General features: G+C 71.6%; 16 protein-coding genes. 10 read left to right on the top strand and 6 right to left on the bottom strand.

Annotated features, from left to right (window positions below; all coding sequences use genetic code 11):
- The first annotated feature begins 295 nt into the window (after positions 1 to 295).
- Positions 296 to 1,066, top strand: coding sequence for a DUF1963 domain-containing protein (locus ACFYL4_RS15135; protein WP_387518813.1), 771 nt, complete (start codon positions 296 to 298; stop codon positions 1,064 to 1,066).
- 244 nt (positions 1,067 to 1,310) lie between these two features.
- Here the strand turns inward: ACFYL4_RS15135 and ACFYL4_RS15130 are convergent, their stop codons facing one another.
- Entirely contained in the window at positions 1,311 to 1,751 is a 441-nt protein-coding gene (locus tag ACFYL4_RS15130) for a DoxX family protein (protein ID WP_357763819.1), read from the bottom strand.
- Between the two features lie 195 nt (positions 1,752 to 1,946).
- A complete protein-coding gene (locus ACFYL4_RS15125; protein ID WP_357763821.1) occupies positions 1,947 to 2,453 on the bottom strand; it encodes a MarR family transcriptional regulator in 507 nt (168 codons plus the stop codon).
- Between the two features lie 82 nt (positions 2,454 to 2,535).
- On the opposite strand from ACFYL4_RS15125, the gene ACFYL4_RS15120 reads away from it, so the two are divergent.
- The 3 genes from ACFYL4_RS15120 (at position 2,536) to ACFYL4_RS15110 (ending at position 4,509) form a co-directional block, all read left to right on the top strand.
- Entirely contained in the window at positions 2,536 to 3,315 is a 780-nt protein-coding gene (locus ACFYL4_RS15120; protein ID WP_357763824.1) for a class III extradiol ring-cleavage dioxygenase, read from the top strand.
- Between the two features lie 49 nt (positions 3,316 to 3,364).
- A complete protein-coding gene (locus ACFYL4_RS15115) occupies positions 3,365 to 3,997 on the top strand; it encodes an NADAR family protein (protein WP_357763827.1) in 633 nt (210 codons plus the stop codon).
- Positions 3,998 to 4,269: 272 nt separating this feature from the next.
- Complete coding sequence (locus ACFYL4_RS15110; protein ID WP_357763830.1) at positions 4,270 to 4,509, top strand: hypothetical protein; 240 nt, start codon at positions 4,270 to 4,272, stop codon at positions 4,507 to 4,509.
- Between the two features lie 106 nt (positions 4,510 to 4,615).
- On the opposite strand, the gene ACFYL4_RS15105 is transcribed toward ACFYL4_RS15110, so the two are convergent.
- The gene (locus tag ACFYL4_RS15105; protein ID WP_357763832.1) at positions 4,616 to 5,194 is read right to left on the bottom strand and encodes a TetR family transcriptional regulator; all 579 of its coding nucleotides are present in this window, start codon (positions 5,192 to 5,194) and stop codon (positions 4,616 to 4,618) included.
- Between the two features lie 127 nt (positions 5,195 to 5,321).
- On the opposite strand from ACFYL4_RS15105, the gene ACFYL4_RS15100 reads away from it, so the two are divergent.
- Positions 5,322 to 5,930 carry a dihydrofolate reductase family protein gene (locus ACFYL4_RS15100; RefSeq protein ID WP_357763835.1) on the top strand — a complete coding sequence of 203 codons (609 nt, stop codon included), beginning with the start codon at positions 5,322 to 5,324 and terminating at the stop codon, positions 5,928 to 5,930.
- A gap of 76 nt (positions 5,931 to 6,006) precedes the next feature.
- On the opposite strand, the gene ACFYL4_RS15095 is transcribed toward ACFYL4_RS15100, so the two are convergent.
- The gene (locus ACFYL4_RS15095) at positions 6,007 to 6,828 is read right to left on the bottom strand and encodes an SDR family oxidoreductase (RefSeq protein WP_357763838.1); all 822 of its coding nucleotides are present in this window, start codon (positions 6,826 to 6,828) and stop codon (positions 6,007 to 6,009) included.
- A 153-nt stretch (positions 6,829 to 6,981) separates the two neighbouring features.
- On the opposite strand from ACFYL4_RS15095, the gene ACFYL4_RS15090 reads away from it, so the two are divergent.
- The 3 genes from ACFYL4_RS15090 to ACFYL4_RS15080 all read left to right on the top strand — a co-directional run bounded on the left by ACFYL4_RS15090 (position 6,982) and on the right by ACFYL4_RS15080 (position 10,309).
- Positions 6,982 to 7,890, top strand: a complete 909-nt coding sequence (locus ACFYL4_RS15090; protein WP_387518812.1) for a helix-turn-helix transcriptional regulator — start codon at positions 6,982 to 6,984, stop codon at positions 7,888 to 7,890.
- A gap of 33 nt (positions 7,891 to 7,923) precedes the next feature.
- Positions 7,924 to 9,531 (top strand): hypothetical protein, encoded by a 1,608-nt coding sequence (locus tag ACFYL4_RS15085; RefSeq protein WP_387518811.1) that lies wholly within the window; start codon positions 7,924 to 7,926, stop codon positions 9,529 to 9,531.
- 124 nt (positions 9,532 to 9,655) lie between these two features.
- The gene (locus tag ACFYL4_RS15080; RefSeq protein ID WP_387518810.1) at positions 9,656 to 10,309 is read left to right on the top strand and encodes a TetR/AcrR family transcriptional regulator; all 654 of its coding nucleotides are present in this window, start codon (positions 9,656 to 9,658) and stop codon (positions 10,307 to 10,309) included.
- A gap of 173 nt (positions 10,310 to 10,482) precedes the next feature.
- Here the strand turns inward: ACFYL4_RS15080 and ACFYL4_RS15075 are convergent, their stop codons facing one another.
- Positions 10,483 to 11,787 carry an Ig-like domain-containing protein gene (locus ACFYL4_RS15075; RefSeq protein WP_387518809.1) on the bottom strand — a complete coding sequence of 435 codons (1,305 nt, stop codon included), beginning with the start codon at positions 11,785 to 11,787 and terminating at the stop codon, positions 10,483 to 10,485.
- Positions 11,788 to 12,127: 340 nt separating this feature from the next.
- Here ACFYL4_RS15075 and ACFYL4_RS15070 point away from each other — a divergent pair, with 340 nt between their 5' ends.
- Together ACFYL4_RS15070 and ACFYL4_RS15065 are read left to right on the top strand one after the other, a co-directional pair.
- Positions 12,128 to 12,451 (top strand): DMT family transporter, encoded by a 324-nt coding sequence (locus tag ACFYL4_RS15070; RefSeq protein ID WP_387518808.1) that lies wholly within the window; start codon positions 12,128 to 12,130, stop codon positions 12,449 to 12,451.
- A gap of 22 nt (positions 12,452 to 12,473) precedes the next feature.
- Positions 12,474 to 13,055 (top strand): TetR/AcrR family transcriptional regulator, encoded by a 582-nt coding sequence (locus ACFYL4_RS15065; protein WP_387518807.1) that lies wholly within the window; start codon positions 12,474 to 12,476, stop codon positions 13,053 to 13,055.
- A 3-nt stretch (positions 13,056 to 13,058) separates the two neighbouring features.
- Here ACFYL4_RS15065 and ACFYL4_RS15060 read toward each other — a convergent pair whose 3' ends face one another.
- Positions 13,059 to 15,086, bottom strand: a complete 2,028-nt coding sequence (locus tag ACFYL4_RS15060; RefSeq protein WP_357763855.1) for an AarF/UbiB family protein — start codon at positions 15,084 to 15,086, stop codon at positions 13,059 to 13,061.
- Positions 15,087 to 15,120: the final 34 nt, after the last annotated feature.

The raw sequence follows: 15,120 nt of genomic DNA, 5'->3' as shown, positions 1-15,120 counted from the left end.
GACGCGTTCCGACGAGGCCTTCCTTTCCCCTTTCCCATGGAAATGCTGGTGGAACTCACTGATGGAATACGCCTGGACCAGCGTCCCGTCAGAGGCGACGTCCCCCGCCGTGTTGCTCGCTGAGCTCTCCCGCACCGCGTTCCCCTCTCCGCTCCTGGCCTCAGGCTAGGAGAGCGCCGAGTACCGAAAGGAACGTCGAAGCGGTACTTCACGAATCCACCCCGCGCCACCAGCGCTTTCGCCGCCGTTTTCACGACGGGGCGAAATGTCGCCCGACTAGGGCAGCATGTCCGTTATGCACAGCCACCAGACCTACCGCGACGCCGCCCGCGCCAAGGGCGTCCCCGAGCACGCCATCGACCTGGCCCTGAGCCTGGCCCTCCCCCAGGCGGAACTCTCCCCGGACCACGCGGACACCGGGGTCCCGGTCGGTCGCTACGGCGGCCTCCCCGCGCTCCCCGAGGGCGTCGAGTGGGACAGCGGCCTCGACCTGGTCGCCACCGTCGACTGCGCCGCCCTGCCCGCCGACGCGTGCGACCTCGCGCTCCCGCGCGACGGCCACCTGCTGTTCTTCGCGAGCCGCACCGACCCCGACGGGTTCGCGCTGTTGGACGACTCCCGCTCGGTGATCCACGTCCCGGCGGGGACACCCACCACCGAACGGCCGGTCCCCGACGACGAGGAGCACTTCCCCGCCCTGGAGTCACGTCCCCTGTACGCACGGACCTTCCCGTGCCTGCCGGACACGGCCGACGACGCCGTCCTGCCGCACCCGGAGGTCCGTCGCCTCTTCGACGAGTACCGGTTGCAGGACCACGACCAGCGGCTCCCGCAGTGGGACGACACCCTCCACCTGGGCGGCTACGCCTACTCGCCGCAGGACCCGCCCATCATGGGCTCCTCCCCGGAGGACGAGAAGGGGGGCTGGGCGCTGCTGGCCCAGGCGCAGCTCGACATGCCCGACGACCCCGGCTTCACCGCGTGCGTGTTCTGGATCATCCAGCGCGACGAACTCGCGGCGGGCAACTTCGCGGCGGCGGGCCTGGTGTCGATCTCCTACCACTGAGACGCCGATCCGGCCCCGCGCGTTGGTGGGGGCTCCGCATACCGGAGAGGTTCCGCGTACCGTGCGGGGCCCGTTTCCGGAGAGCGCGCGTTCGCGAGGGGCCTGCCGGTCCGGGGAGGACCCCGGACAGCACGAACGGCCGCCCAGCACCGGTGTGGACGGCCGCGTCAGCGGGTGCGAGTCCGGACCAGGGGTGAGTTCACGGGCCCCGGGTCGGGACGGACGCCGAGTCAGTGCGTGCGGTTCAGGCCCGCGCGACCTGCTCGGTTCCGCGCGCCGGGCGGACGCGGCCCCACGGCATGAGGCGGTCCACCGCGTGGCGACCGCCCGAGAAGCCGAGCGCCAGCGCCGCGGCACCGAGGACCAGCGGCAACTCGAAGCCGCCGACCAACGGGGCGCCGACGTGGGCGAAGAAGTACGCTCCGACCATCATCAGGGCGAGGGAGAGTCCCGCGAGGGGCAGGGCGAAGCCGATGACGAGCGCGACGCCCGCCCCGACCTCGACGGCGGCGGCGATGGAAGCGGACAGCGTCGGGAAGGGCACACCCAACGCCTCGAAGCCCTGGGCGGCGCTGCCCAGGTCGGTGGCCTTGGGCATGCCGTGGACGATGAAGACGACCCCGATGACGACCCTGGCGATCAGGGCGGTGAGGTCGCCGATCCTGACTCTGAGCGATTCGGTCATGGTTGTTCCTGTTCTGCTGTAGCGGGTATCCCGATGTCGGGTTGCTCGTGTGGGGACGAGCCCAACACTTGAGGTCACAACCTTTTCCCGGGAAGCAGCATGGTAGTACGTATCCGGCCGAACACATAGCGTCCGGATGACCGAGTTCACACTGCCCCGGGTTCGGCCAGGTCAGGCCAGCGAACAGAATCCCGCTCAGTCGCGGACGCCGATACCGTCCGGGTCGGGGTACCGCGGCTCCTCGCCCTGGGGGTCGAGGGCGGACAGCATGGACTCGGAGATCTCCCGCAGCTGCCCCACCTGCTCCGGACTGAGGGTGTCGAACAGGACCCGCCGCACCTCGTGCACGTGCCCGGGCGCGGCGTCCTCCAGCGCCTTCAACCCGACGGGCGTGATCTCCACGATCACGGTGCGCCGGTTCTCCGGCCGCTTGTAGCGGTGGATCATCCCCTCACCCTCCAGCCGCGCGGCGGCGTGCGAGAGCCGACTGGGGGACGAACGCAGTAGTCGGGCCAGCCGTGTCATGGTCAGCTCCCGGCCGGGCGCCTCGGAGAGCATGGCGAGGATCTGGTAGTACGCGTGCGGCAGCCCGGAGTCGTGCCGGAGTTGGCGGTCCAGCGCCCCGTCGAGCAGGTTGACGGCCATCAGGAAGGCACGCCAGGTGTGCTGCTCGCCGTCATCGAGCCAGCGCGTCTCCGCCATGGACCAGTGCCCCCAGAAATACTTGAGCGTTCAATTGTGTTTGCACCGAACACGAACCGCAACCCCGAGTCCGGAGGCCGTCATGGCGACACGCATGCCCACGCTGTACCTGAGCCACGGCGCACCACCCCTCGCCGACGACAGCGAGTGGACCCGCCAGTTGGCCGACTGGTCTGGTGCGCTCGCCCGCCCGAAGGCGATCCTCGTCGTCTCCGCGCACTGGGAGGACGCACCGCTCACCGTCGGCGCCACCACGGACGCCACCCCGCTGACCTACGACTTCTGGGGTTTCCCGCAACGCTACTACGACGTGACCTACGCCGCCCCGGGCGCACCGGAACTCGCCGACCGCGTGCGAGAACTCGCCACTGGTCCAGGTGGCACCGTCCACCAGGACTCGGCCCGGGGCCTCGACCACGGCGCCTACGTCCCCCTCAAGGAGATGTACCCGGAGGCCGACATCCCGGTCCTCCAGGTCTCCATGCCGACCCTCGACCCGGCCCGCCTCCTCGAACTCGGCCGCAGCCTCGCTCCCCTGCGTGACGAGGGCGTCCTCATCCTGGGCAGCGGGTTCACCACCCACAACCTCCGGGAGATGTCCCGCAGCACCCACGGCGACGCCCCCGCGTGGTCGGTGGAGTTCGACGACTGGACCCACCGGGCCGTGCTCGACCACGACGTCGACGCCCTCCTGGACTTCCGGCACAAGGCGCCCGCCGCCGCGATCGCCCACCCGCGCAGCGACCACTTCGCGCCCCTGTTCGTCGCCCTCGGCGCCGGACTCGACGACCACCGGGCGTCCGCGTCCACGGTGGACGGGTTCTGGCACGGTCTGGCCAAGCGCTCGTTCCAGTTCGACTGACCGAAACCCGCTACCGGAACGTCCTCGCGCGGTGGCAGACTCTCGCGCCATGAACCACCTGCACCACGCCGCCGACGCCCGGTCGGTCGAGGACCTGCTCCGGGTCGACGGACGCGTCAAGTACCTGCACTTCTGGGGGCACAGGCCCCCGGCCGCCGGGGTGTCGGCGAGCTGCCTCTCCCAGTGGTGGCCCGCCGACTTCTCCGTGGACGGGGTCTCCTTCCCCACCGCCGAGCACTTCATGATGGCCGGGAAGGCCCGGCTGTTCGGCGACGCCGAGGCCCACGACCGGATCGTCGCGGCGGGCCACCCGCGCGACGCCAAGACGATCGGCCGCCAGGTCCGCGGGTTCGACCAGCGGGTCTGGGAGCGGGAGCGGTTCGAGATCGTGGTCCGGGGCAGCGTCGCCAAGTTCGGGCAGAACGAGGACCTGCTCGCCTTCCTGCTCGGCACGGCACAGCGGGTGCTGGTGGAGGCCAGCCCCCGCGACCGGATCTGGGGCATCGGCCTGGGCCGCGACCACGAGCACGCCGAGCGCCCCCGTCACTGGCGCGGCCGGAACCTGCTCGGCTTCGCCCTGATGGAGGCCAGGGCCCGGCTCTCCGAGGAGCCCCGGGGCACCGAATCCGCCAAGGACGCCGAGGACGCCCACGGCACCGGGCGGACCCCGACGCCCGAGTGAGGGCCACCGTTCCCCGCGATTTCACTTCGGGTTCGCCCGTTCACCCTGCGTGTGCGGCGCGAGGTGCGTAGAGTCCGGAAAGCGCGGACAGCACGGTGCCCCGGCACCCGCGCCCGTTTCCCGCCCCGGCGCCTGATTCCGCGCGCCCTTCGACCTCACGGCCCGCCCGGAGGTCACGCCGCACCCGGGAGACAGTTCCTCCAGCTTCGCCGAACGCGCGAGTTCCGGACTCCACCGTCCTCACCTTCCAGGACGACACGCAGGGGAATCCCATGGCCTACTACCGCATCCAGCTCAACGACGGCTCCTCCCACACCCTCCAGGCGGTGCGCATGCGCACCGACGCGAGCAGCCTCTACCTGGAGGAGCACGCGGCGGGCGACTGGCGGGCGGTGTTCAGCAACCCGATCGGCGAGGTGAGCGGCGTCCAGCGCCGGTTCACCGAGAACGACGGAACCTGGACCTGGCTGCCGGAGCGGCTGCCCGCCCCGGTGGGTGTCCGGGCCTGGTGAACCGGGCGCGGTGCGGTCCCGGGGCGCCTGGTGAACCGGGACCGCGCACCCCAGGACCGCACGCCGCAGGGCCGCGGGAGGCCGGGCCGCGTGAGGCCCCGTAGGCTCACCCCTCCAGGGTGAGCTGCTCCACCACGAGGTCCACCAACCCCTCCAGATCGCCCTCGGAGGCCAACACTCCGGGCAGCGTCAGGTGCTCGGTGACCAGCCAGTTCATCGCCAGGTAGAGGACCAGGACGGTCCTGCGGCCGCCAGGCATGCCGGACTGCCCGTGGAAGGCGATGTTGGCGTCGAGGTCGGCGCGGACCCGCGCCGTGAGGTCGGCGCGCAGACCCGGGCGGCGCGTGGCCTCCAGCTGGAGTTCGAGCGTGGCCAGGTACACGTTCGGGTTCGCGGCCAGGCGCGCGACCGTGGCCCGCATGACCTCCGCGATCTTGGCCCGGTCCCGGGGCCCCTCCATCACGTTCTCCCACTCCCGCTGCTCGGGCATGAAGCGTTCGTAGGTGCGCACGCTGGTCTGGGCGAGCAGGTCCTCCCGGTTGGCGAAGTAGTTGGAGGCCGTCCCGACGGGCACCCCCGCCCGGGTGTCCACGGCCCGGAAGGTGAGGCCCCTGGCCCCTTCCTCGGCGAGTGCGTCGATGGCGGCGTCGAGCAGCGCGGCGCGCCGCTCCGGGTTCCTGACCATGTGCTTCTCCCTCTCTGCAAGAAATCCCACGGGACCGCTTGGCAAACCACTATGCATGGAGTACTTTACTTGAAGTACTTCAATCTTAGTGGTCAACCGGCCGCAGGAGTACCCTCCAAGGAGACACATGCGAACCCTCACCTACTTCGTCGCGGTATCGATCGACGGCTACGCCTGCGGCCCCGACAACTCCCACGACTTCTACGAGGCCCCCGACCCGAGCGGCGACCTCGGTGACAACGGCCGGTTCCACGTCGACGAGTACCCCGAGCTCCTGCCCACCGTGGCACGCGCCCACCTCGGGATCGACGCCCCCAACCAGCACTTCGACACCATGCTCCAAGGGCGGGGCTCCTACCAGGTCGCCCTCGACGAGGGCGTCACCAGCCCCTACGACCACATGCGGCAGATCGTCTTCTCCCGCAGCCTGGACCCCGACACCGACCCCCGGGTCACCATCGTGGCCACCGACCCGCTGGAGACCGTCCGTGAGCTCAAGGAGGAGGACGGCCCCCTCGGCATCGTCATCGTCGGCGGTCCGGCCATGGCCGGATACCTGCTCCCCGAGATCGACGAACTCATGATCAAGCGCTACCCCGTCGTCGCCGGGCACGGCCGCCCCCTCTTCGAGGGCGCCGCCTTCGACCCCGCCGGCTTCGAGCGGGTCAGCAGCACCACCTTCGAGGGAGGGGCCGACTACACCCTCTTCCGCCGCCGCGCCACCAGCGCGACGTGAACCCGGCAGGGCACCGGGGCGGCGAAGGACCCCCTCCGTCCACCGCCCCGGCACACGCGCCCCGCACCACACGGCGCTACCAGGGCAGGACCCCGTAGCGCTCCGGGTCCTCCTCCGAGGCCAGGTGCCCCCACAGCACCCCGGTCGGACCGTCCTCGGGCAGCGTCGCCAGGTGCAGACTCACCCGCGCCCCCTGCTCGGCGGTACGGGAGCCACTGTGCCCGTTCAGGTCCGTCGCGCAGTACCCGGGGTTGGCGGCGTTCACCTTCACCGGCGTCCCCGCGAGTTCCTTGGCGTACAGGGCGGTCAGCATGTTGACCGCCGTCTTCGAGACGGGGTAGCCGGGCGACCCGGTGAGCCCGGAGTAGGGGCCGTCGGGGTCGGTCAGGACCCCGATCGACCCGACCTCGCTGGACACGTTCACCACGCGCCCCGCGTCCGACCGGCGCACCAGGGGAAGGAACGCGTTGGTCACCCTCACAACGGAGAGCGTGTTCACCTCCAACAGGTCCCGGAACCGCTCCGGGTCGGCCGTGCTCGGGCTCCCACCCAGGCCGAAGGCCGCGCCCGCGTTGTTGACCAGCACGTCCAGCCGACCGAACTCGTCCTCCACCCTCCGCGCGGCCTCCTTCACACTCACCGGGTCGGTGACGTCCAGCGACACCGCGTGCGCGTCCAGGCCCTCCTCCCGTAGGGTCCGCTCGGCCTCGGCCCCGCGCCCGGCGTCCCGCGCGCCCACCAGAACGGTCATGCCCTCCCCTCCCAGCAGCCGGGCGGTCTCCAGCCCGATCCCCCTGTTGGCGCCGGTGACCAGGGCGACCCTGGCGCCCTCGCCCGTTCCGCTCCCCTCGGTGTTCGTGTTCGTGGTCGTGTTCTCGATAGCCCGGTTCTCGCTCATGAGCACATCGTGGAAGCCCCGCCCGCCCGGGAAAAGGGACCTCCCAAGGGTGGTATCAGCGGTACCAGTGTCACCGGCGGCCCCGGCGTGCATCCTGGAGTCGGGCCCGGCCCCGCCCCCACACCACCGAGGACCCCACACGAGGAGGCCGCCATGGCGGACCGCACCGAACTCGCCGCCTTCCTACGCGACCGACGCGCCCGCCGCGTCCCCTCCGACGTGGGCCTCCCCGACACCGGAAGACGGCGCACCCCCGGGCTGCGCCGCCAGGAGGTCGCCCAGCTCGCCGGGATGTCGGTCGAGTACTACGTGCGGCTCGAACAGGCGCGCGGCCCCAACCCCTCCCCCCAGGTGCTCTCCGCTCTGGCCCGCGCCCTCATGCTCACCTCCGACGAGCGCGCGTACCTGTTCCGCGTGGCCGGGGAGGAGCCACCCCGGGTCCGCGGACCGGTCCGCGAGGTCTCCCCCGCGATCCAGCACCTGCTGGACAGTCTCACCGCCACCCCCGCGTACGTCCTCGACGCCCGGTACGACGTCCTCGCCTGGAACGCCCTGGCCACCCACTTCATCGGGGACATGGCCGCGGCCGACCCGTCGGAGCGCAACATCATCACGTGGATGTTCCGGATGGCCGACGACGACCCCCGCGTGGCCGGGCGCTCCGACGCCGACTGCATGGAGCGCGGCTCGGTCGCGGACCTGCGTGCCGCCTACGCCCGCTACCCGGGCGACCCCGGCATCGAGCGGCTGGTCACGACCCTCCTGGGCACCTCCCCTCGGTTCACCGCACTGTGGGAGGAGCGTGACGTCCAGGAGCGCCGGGTCCTCCACAAGAGCGTGGAGCACCCGCTCGTCGGCCACCTGGAGTTCGAGTGCCAGGTGCTGCACGTCCCCGAATCCGACCAACGGGTGATGCTGTACTGCCCCGAGCCAGGCTCGACCAGCGAGGAGCGCATGCGACGGCTGGCGGCCGAGCACGTACCTCCGCGTGCCGGGGACTTCCCCGGCGGGGCCCGCAACGCCTGCCTCAGCGAGGTGGTCCGGGGACCGAGGGTAGGCTGACCCCGCCCCCACCCCCCGTACCGCCGAGGTTCCGTGTCCCCCTCCCCCCAGGAAGACCGCCCCCCGACCCCCGACGACGCGCGACCGGTCCTCCGGCCGCCGCGCTCCCTCGGCGCCGTCCTGTGGTTCCCGGTCTCCGCCTACGCCCGCGCCCCCTTCGCCCTCCTGGCGGCCACCGCCCTGCCCCTCGTCCCCGGGCAGCTGCTCGGGGCGCTCCTCGACCTCGGCGGGACCGAGGGGGCCCGGGTCGTGGACGGCGAAGTACTCGCCCCGCCCACGCCCCTCGGCGCCGGCACGTCGATCTCCCTCGGCAACGTCGAGCTCACTTCCGGCTGGTTCGCGGACGCCCTGACCCTCGTGGGCTGGGTGATCGGCCTGGCCGTGGGCGCCCTGGTCGCCGCCGGTGTCCTGTTCGACCGGCGCCTGGACGCGCGGGCCGCGGTCCGCTCCGTCGCGCGGCGCCTGCCCGGGCTGGCGCTGTGGTCCGTGCTGCTCCTGGTGTTCGCCGCGTTCGCCCTGGGCTCCGCCGGGGCGGGTTGGATCATGCTGTTCTCCGCCCTGACGGGAGACATGGCGTGGTCCGTGACCACACTCGTGTGGCCCCTGCTCGGAACGCTGATGCTGGTGCTGGCGACACCGCTCCTGCTCGGCCCGCCGATCGCCGTCCTGTACGGCCTGACCCTGCCCGAGGCGATCGGCGCCGCCTGGCTGCTGGCACGCGGCCGCCGCGCCGCGCACCTGCTGTGCCTCCTTCCGCTGGGGGCCCTGCTCCTCCTGCCCGGAACGGTGGAGGACCGTGTGACGGAGGCGCTCGCCGGTTCGGGGACCGGCCTCGCCCTGGGCACCGGGCTGGGGCTCAAGGTCCTGTTGGTACTCGTGCTCGCCCCGCTGCCCGTCCTGCTGCTGACCGGCCAGGCGCTGTGGGCCCCCCGGGACGGATCAGCCGCCGCGTCGACGCTCGGAGGCCCCGCCGGACCGCGTCTGGTCGCCGACCGCCCGCACCGCGCGGGCACGCTCCCCGGGGCTCCTCCGCGCCGCCTGCTGGCAGCCGTCGCCCTGGCCGCCTCCCTCGTGCTGGTCGCGTTGGCCAGCGGTGCGGCGCTGGGAGTCAACCCCCACGGCGCACCGGGCGTGACCACCGAGCGGCTGTCCCCGGACGAGTTCGAGGCGCTGGCCGAAGGCCGCCTACCCGGCGGATACGACGTCCCCGCTCCGCCCGCCGAGGTGACGCGCTCCGACGGACGCCCCCTCGTCGGGGACCGCGACGACGAGGTGTACCTGCGGGACTGCCGCGACACCGCCTGCTCGGAGTGGGACACGCTCCCGCTCGGCGGCGGTTCGGTGAACTCCCTCCACGGTCCTCCCGGTCTGGCCGTGGACGACCGCGACCGGCCCAGGGTGGCGTTCGTGGACGGCACCAGTGGAATGCTGACCTTCCTCGCCTGCGCCGACCCCGGCTGCGCCGCTTGGGAGACGACCGAACTCCTCGACCCCTACGATCTGCCCCTCCGGATGAGCGCGGAGGACCCCTCGGGGTACGCGCCGGTGCGCGTCCTGCCCACGGACGGCGACCGCCCCGAACTCCTGCTGGGACACCACCGGATCGCCTGCGCCGACCCTCTGTGCGGCCTCACCGTCTGAACACCGGGCCCCGGAGCGCGGGCCCGGGCCCTCATCGGGTGAGGGGGCGGACCGGCTTCTCGATAGCGTGGGGCGGACGGGAACGGCGGCCCCGGCCCGTGGCACGAGGAAGTGGAGAGCAGGCATGAGCGAGACGCCCCCCGCCCCCATCCCCCTGGAGGAGCGGCGACCATCCGGGCACCCGCAGCGCCGACGGGTGAACCGGCGCGACCAGATCCTGCGCGCCGCCGCCGAGGTGTTCGCCGTGCGGGGCTTCCACAACTCCTCGCTCACCGACATCGCCGCGGTCCTCGACATCACCCCCGCCGGGGTGCTGCACCACTTCGGTTCCAAGACCGACCTGCTCACCGCCGTCCTGGAGCTGCGCGACTCCACCGATCCGGCACCCGAAGGCGGGGGCATGCTCGACCACCTCGTCACCACGGCCGACCGCAACGCCGAGCGCCCCGGAACCACACGGCTCTACACAGTGCTCTCCGCCGAGAGCGCCACCGCCGACCACCCCGCCCAGGAGTGGTTCCGGGAACGCTACGCCGTGCTGCGCCGGGAGGTCGAGGAGGCGGTGCTCGACCGGATCGGCCCCGAGCACCGCGAGGCAGCGAGCACGCCCGGGCCGAGCGGCCACTCCCCCGCACGGTCGGCGGCCACCGCGGTGCTCGCCGCCATGGACGGGCTCCAGGTGCAGTGGCTGCTGGAACCCGAGGCGGTGGACATGGCCGCCGTGACCGAACTCGTGATCGATGCCGTCGTCGCCCGACTGGAGCGCGCCGGGGCCTGAACCGCGCGGGGTGACACCACCGGCACCGAGCACCCCGGCGCGAGTCACGAACGAGAACGCGCGAAGGCCCGAACGGCGAAGGCGCGGACAGCGAGGGATCGCACAACGCGAAGGGCGCCACGGTGCGGTCGCACCGTGACGCCCCGGGTCGGTTCAGCGCCTCCGGGAGGCGGTCACAGGTCCTCGCCGTGCACGGCGCCCGGCGTTCCGTACGTGGTCGACTGCGGGTCGGCGGTCTCGCTGCCCTCCAGCCACTCGTCCCACGACTTCTGCCAGTAGCCCCAACCGTTGTCCCACTCGAACTCGCGGTCGGTGCCGGTCGTGTCGAGGATGTCGCCCATCAGGGTGTTCTCGAAGAACCACCGGGCGTCGTCCATCCGCAGGTTGGTGCACCCGTTGGAGGTGTTGGCCGAGCCGATGTTGCCGTTGTAGGACGCCTCGTGGACGAACTCACCGCTGTTGGAGGTGCGCACCGCGTACTGCACGTCCACCTTGTAGGAGCCGGGGGCGTCCTCGGGGATACCCACGGTCGCCGAGTCCATGGTGAGCTGCTCGTAGCGCTCCATCATCACGTGGGTGCCGGTGGTGGTGGTGTCGAAGCGGCGGTTGGCCGCCCCGTTGCTCACCTCGATGACGCGTTCCTCTTCGCCGTCGATCTCGATGACCATCTCGTGGTCGGGCACGTGCATGGTCGCGATCAGCTCGCGGCCGATCTCGAAGTCGATCTGGTAGTTGCGCACCCCGTAGACGCCATCGGACGCCTCGACGCCCGCGAGGTTCAGGTCCACGGTGACGTTCTGGTACGGCTCCCAGTACTCCTCCGGGCGGAAGACCGCCATCTGGTCGGTGACCCAGTTCCAGGCGCCGACGGTCTCCTGCTCCGCGACCACGTTCATGGAGTTCTCGACCTGCGCCTTGTGGGTGACGGGCATGTCGAAGTTGATCACGATCGGCATGCCGACGCCGACGGTGTCGCCCGAGCTGGGGAAGTTGGAGACCAGTTCGAGGCGCTGTCCGGGGGTCGCCTCCAGGGTGGTGAACTCGGTGGTGAACTCGGTCTCCTCACCGGCCTCGTTCGCTCCGGTGGCGGTCACCACGATCTCCGAGCCGGGGCGCAGGTTCCAGTCGCTGACCCACTCCGTCTCGTCCTCGTTCAGGGTGCCGGTCATCGCGTAGAGGTCGCTGTCGCCCTCGCCCTCGCCGTCGCCCTCGGCGGACGCCTCGCCGACCACGACCTGGTCGACCCGGACGTCGGTGATGACCCCGCTCTCGGCGCTGACCCGGACGGGGGTGTTGGGCGCGATCTCCTCACCACCGGCCTCCGGGGTGATGGTCAGCTCGGCCGGCTCGGCGTCGGCGGGATCGGCGTTGCTCTGCGTCTCGGCGTCACCGGACGTGCAGGCGGTCGCTGCGAGAGCGAGCGCCACCAGGCCGATGCCGAACCGACGCGTCACCGCCGGGTGGGACTTCCCCGTCACGTCTGGACCTCCATAGCTGAAACTCGAACCCGACCTACTGCTCTGAGTAAGACGCTCCGGCGCGGAAAAGGTTCTGAACTCGCGCGCATCGGTATACAGCGGTTATCCGGAACCCGTCGACCCGGGACACCCGGAAGCGACGAGAATACACCCAGGGGGTACACGGGCGGCCCGTCGGGGGCGGGGTTTCGGGCCGCCCGGAAGCGACTCCACTTGCCTTGCCATCATGCCCGACCTAGAATCTTGTTCGTTCGCTCAGGTTGTTGTTCTCCGGGGAAACCTGAGCATTCGGACAACTTTCACCGGGCCTCACCGGCCCCACCGCCACAAGGGGAAACACATGCCGTGGTTCTGGCTCGCCGGAGCGATCGTCCTGGAAGTGTTCGCCACCACCTCCCTGAAGCTCTCCGAGGGGTTCACCCGCCTCCTCCCCTCGGTGTTCGTCGTCGTCGGCTACGTCGGCGCGTTCTACATGCTGTCCCAGACCCCCAACCGGGGCATGCCGCTCGGAGTCGCCTACGGGGTGTGGGCCGCGTTGGGGGTCGCCCTCCTCGCCGTGATCGGGGTGGTCTTCCTCGGTGAGTCCCTGACCTGGATACAGGTGGGCGGCATCGCCATGGTCATCGCGGGGGTCATGGCCCTGGAGATGGGAGGCCAGCACTGACCAGCCGCGACCGACCGGCAGGATGGGCAACGTGAGCACCCGGTACCCCGACCCCGAGACCATCAGTGACGGCCGCCGCCGCAAGGGCGAACTGCGGCGTCGCCTACTCCTGGACGCCACCATGAACGTCATCACGCGCGACGGTGTCGCCGCCGTCACCCAAAGACGCGTGGCGGCCGAGGCGGGCGTCCCTCCCAGCACCGTCACCTACTACTACGCGGCCGTCGACGACCTCCTGGTCGCCGCCCTGACCAGGGTGAACGACGCCTATGTGGAACAGATGGGCGCGCTCGCCGACGACCCCGACGAGGCCCTGCGCGGCTTCGCGGCACTCATCGCCGAGGGCACCGAGAGCGACCGCACCCACGCCCTGGCCGAGATGGAACTGTTCCTCCTCGCCGCCCGGCGACCCGCCCTGCGCGAGCAGACCGACCGCTGGACGGCGGCCGTGGACGCCTTCTTCGCGCCCTACCTCCCCGACCCCGAGGCGCGGGCGGGCGTCACCGCGGCGGCCAACGGCTACTTCCTGTGCTGCTGCACCACCAGCCCCCCTCCCGACGCCGACGAGGTGTACCGGGTCCTGCGCCGCCTGGTCAACGGCTGACCCTCACACGCGTCCGCGCCCCCGGCCACGGCCGTCCCGGACCATGTCCACCAGCAGACGCAGCACGAACATCGCCGTGGCGGCCAGCAGCAGCCAGGCCAGCAGGTTCAGAGCCTGCGTGTGCGTGGCCAGCTCCTCCCACGACACCCCAGGCGTCTCGGTCACGTTGAACAGCCCCACCGACATGAATCCCGTGACCACCGCCAGCACCGTCATCACCGCGCGCCAGACCACCGAGCGCAGGAGTCTTCGGTCCTCCGGGTGGGCGAACAGCCGGGCCTGCACGGTGAACCGACCCTTGTGCAGCTGGTCGGTGATGCGGTCCAGCCTGCGCGGAAGCCGTCGCAGCGTGGGCAGCAGCGCCACCAGCTCCGCGGACGCCACCTCCCGCAGGTTCCCGGTGCCCCACTGCTCGGACATCCGCGCTCCGGCGTAGCGCTTGGCCTCGGCCACCGTGTCGAACCCCGGCGACAGGTGCACCAGGGTGCCCTCCAGCGTGGCCAGTGCGCGGAACACCCCGGCCAGCTCCCCCGGGAGCACCAGCCCGAACCGGGTGACCAGCATCAGCAGCTCGGTGAACATCCGCATGCTCGAGGTGGTGCCGCCGTGCAGGTAGCGGGCCATGAACTGGCCGAGCGAACGGCGCAGCCGCTCCGCGTCGACGTCGCCCGGGTCGTCGACCACGTCCAGCAGGGTGTCGGTCAGCAGCACCGCGTCGCCCCGGTCGATGGCCAGCAGCATCATCTGGAGGGCCTCACGGGTCTGGGCGTCCAACCGCCCCACCGACCCGTGGTCCAACAGCCCCACACCGCCGCCGTCGAGCACCAGGATGTTGCCCGGGTGCGGGTCGGCGTGGAAGATCCCGCTGACCAGCACCTGTTCCAGCAGGCAGTCCAGCAGGACCCGGGCCAGGCGCTCCCCCTCCTGCGCCGAGAGCTCGCGTCCGCCCACCTGGGTACCGTGCAGGCGCTCCATCACCAGGACCCGGCGGCTGGTGTAAGCCTCGTACACCCGGGGAACGCGTACCCCGGAGCCGCTCGTGGCGTCCGCGACGGCCGCGATGTTGGCGGCCTCCGTCTCGAAGTCCATCTCCTCCAACAGCGCCTCGGCGAATCCGTCGGCGAGTTCGAGCACCCCGATGGCGGGCCCCCAGTCGGTGTGCTCCTCGAACCGCCGCGCCATCCTGCGGATGATGTCGAGGTCCCTGCGGACCACCGGGACGATCCCGGGGCGCTGCACCTTCACCACCACCTCCTCGCCCCCGTGCAACCGCGCCGGATGGGCCTGGGCGATGGAGGCGGCCGCCAGGGGCTCGGGGGCGAACTCGGCGAACACCTCGTCGTACGGTCGGCCGAGCTCGCCCTCCACGCAGGCGCGGATCTCCTCGAAGGGCACCCGCGCGACCTCGCTGTGCAGACGGCCGAGTTCCTCCACGAACACCGGGGGCAGCAGGTCCCGCCGGGTGGCCAGCACCTGTCCCAGCTTGACGAACACCACCCCGGCCTCCTCCATGGACCGGGCCAGGGAGCGGGCCAGGCGCCGCTGCACCGAGGAGTCCTCGATTCCCTCGCGTCTGCCCAGCACGTAGCCGCCCAGCCCGTGCCGGGCGAGAATCCACAGGATGCGCCGGTACCGGCCGAGCCGCCCGAACCAGTTGCGCGCCTCCCGGACCATGGCCACCGGCCGGAACCGGGTGCCCCGGGGCAGCAGGAGTTCCAGCGCGACGAAGGCGAGCATGGCCCCCACCGCCATGGCGAAGAGCATCAGCGACATGTACCCGGGGTGGTCCAGGTCCGCGGGTTCGAGCGAGTTCAGCGCCTCGAAGCTGCCGTAGTAGGCCAGGATCGCGCCCACCGAGCCGACCGGGGCACCGATCAGCGCCGCCAGCGCCAGCCTGGGCAGGTTGAACGGCACGTCCATGAGCCGGCTCGCCAGCGTGCCCAGACCCAGGAGGACCAGGACCAGCGCGACCAGTGACACGACCTGGCTGACGACCATGCCGAACACCGAGGTGACGGTGAGCGTTTCCATCACGTCCTTCAGCCGGATGAGGGGTGGGGCCCCA

Origin of the sequence: Nocardiopsis sp. NPDC006938 (genome assembly GCF_042869555.1) — a bacterium.
Taxonomy (GTDB): Bacteria; Actinomycetota; Actinomycetes; order Streptosporangiales; family Streptosporangiaceae; genus Nocardiopsis.
Note: the sequence above shows the minus strand (reverse complement) of the source record. Positions and strands in the feature narration are given on the sequence as shown.

Bases quoted from the DNA above. Each gene is read 5' to 3' on its own strand.
- ACFYL4_RS15100 (WP_357763835.1), top strand. From the start codon at position 5,322: ATGCGAACCCTCACCTACTTCGTCGCGGTATCGATCGACGGCTACGCC.
- ACFYL4_RS15105 (WP_357763832.1), bottom strand. From the start codon at position 5,194: ATGGTCAGGAACCCGGAGCGGCGCGCCGCGCTGCTCGACGCCGCCATC.
- ACFYL4_RS15060 (WP_357763855.1), bottom strand. From the start codon at position 15,086: ATGGAAACGCTCACCGTCACCTCGGTGTTCGGCATGGTCGTCAGCCAG.
- ACFYL4_RS15120 (WP_357763824.1), top strand. From the start codon at position 2,536: ATGGCGACACGCATGCCCACGCTGTACCTGAGCCACGGCGCACCACCC.
- ACFYL4_RS15125 (WP_357763821.1), bottom strand. From the start codon at position 2,453: ATGGCGGAGACGCGCTGGCTCGATGACGGCGAGCAGCACACCTGGCGT.
- ACFYL4_RS15080 (WP_387518810.1), top strand. From the start codon at position 9,656: ATGAGCGAGACGCCCCCCGCCCCCATCCCCCTGGAGGAGCGGCGACCA.
- ACFYL4_RS15065 (WP_387518807.1), top strand. From the start codon at position 12,474: ATGGGCAACGTGAGCACCCGGTACCCCGACCCCGAGACCATCAGTGAC.
- ACFYL4_RS15110 (WP_357763830.1), top strand. From the start codon at position 4,270: ATGGCCTACTACCGCATCCAGCTCAACGACGGCTCCTCCCACACCCTC.
- ACFYL4_RS15135 (WP_387518813.1), top strand. From the start codon at position 296: ATGCACAGCCACCAGACCTACCGCGACGCCGCCCGCGCCAAGGGCGTC.
- ACFYL4_RS15090 (WP_387518812.1), top strand. From the start codon at position 6,982: ATGGCGGACCGCACCGAACTCGCCGCCTTCCTACGCGACCGACGCGCC.
- ACFYL4_RS15115 (WP_357763827.1), top strand. From the start codon at position 3,365: ATGAACCACCTGCACCACGCCGCCGACGCCCGGTCGGTCGAGGACCTG.
- ACFYL4_RS15130 (WP_357763819.1), bottom strand. From the start codon at position 1,751: ATGACCGAATCGCTCAGAGTCAGGATCGGCGACCTCACCGCCCTGATC.
- ACFYL4_RS15070 (WP_387518808.1), top strand. From the start codon at position 12,128: ATGCCGTGGTTCTGGCTCGCCGGAGCGATCGTCCTGGAAGTGTTCGCC.
- ACFYL4_RS15095 (WP_357763838.1), bottom strand. From the start codon at position 6,828: ATGAGCGAGAACCGGGCTATCGAGAACACGACCACGAACACGAACACC.